1 protein-coding gene is annotated in these 1081 nt (G+C 36.6%); it reads right to left on the bottom strand.

The window, feature by feature from the left end; all coding sequences use genetic code 11:
• Window positions 1-245: 245 nt before the first annotated feature.
• Window positions 246-1022 carry a hypothetical protein gene (locus tag AB4496_RS23265; RefSeq protein WP_102257480.1) on the bottom strand — a complete coding sequence of 259 codons (777 nt, stop codon included), beginning with the start codon at window positions 1020-1022 and terminating at the stop codon, window positions 246-248.
• Between the last annotated feature and the right edge of the window lie 59 nt (window positions 1023-1081).

Raw genomic sequence — 1081 nt, forward strand, 5'->3', positions numbered from 1 at the left:
TGACAGTGGGGGGTCATATCAACGCCTGCATAACACGTTTACTACTAAACAATTATACTTAATATTAACGCCTTAAAACGATAAACACTCGGCAAACTGAGATTGCCGAGTGTAGTAAATCGTGTTGATGCGATTGTTAGCTGCTTTTCTTTTTAGTGAGGTCTTCATTAATCATGCGAACACGTGGAGCCTCTGGTGGTTTAGGTGGCGGCGGCGGTGAATTTTTACTTTGATCATTTGACATACTATTCTCCTGCACTTGGTAAGTTATCATTTTCTACTAATGGACGAACATCTGGCTCTTGAGGAGCAGCTGGTGGTGGCGGTACGTAGTTATCTTCAACTTCAGGCATTTCTTGGTCTCCTTTATAAAAATCTGTAAAAATAACAATTTCATGTTTAATTTCGTTTAAAGCATTAACTACCGACTGATCAATGATAGATGTTTCTTTTCTTGGTGAAAACACATCTAAGTCAAATATTATAAATGTCACGCTTGCAATAAACATCGGTATAGAAGCAAATAACAACCACTTAAATGATTTATGTACTTGCTCAGACCTGCGGTCATTTACTGCCGTATTATGAGTAGAGCAATCGCGAAATTTACTGTAAAGGTGTTCAGAAATACGCTCATCGACAATAACTTCTGGTTGTTGGTTTTGTGGATAATCCATGTTGTACTGTGCAATTTGATGACGATGAAGAATTAATTCTTCTCTATAAACATCCGTTTCTTTTGGAGACGGCATGCCATTATAAGTATTCCCCCAAAATGCTCGAATTAAATAATACAGACAACCAAATGAAATTAGAAATGTGACAGCTGTACATATTACAAACGTGCTCACAGCAAATTTATTACTAGTAAAATCCAACATTCTCAGCATATAGCTAAGGATTGTATAGCCTGTAGCTACAAGAGCAAAAGTAACTTGTACTCTGCCAGTGATTTTTTCACGCACTTCCATTTCATGAAAATAGAGTTTCTCATATAATTCAAATAATCTTTGTTTATCCATTCAACCATACTCAAATAAAGAATTGCAGCTAACGCCTGCAGAACACGTTTGCTACGATA

The organism is Vibrio sp. 10N.222.46.A1, from assembly GCF_041473595.1.
Lineage (GTDB): Bacteria > Pseudomonadota > Gammaproteobacteria > Enterobacterales > Vibrionaceae > Vibrio > Vibrio tasmaniensis_A.

What these genes read in the sequence shown, in the direction of transcription:
- AB4496_RS23265 (WP_102257480.1), bottom strand. Translation starts at nt 1,022, where the DNA reads ATGGATAAACAAAGATTATTTGAATTATATGAGAAACTCTATTTTCAT.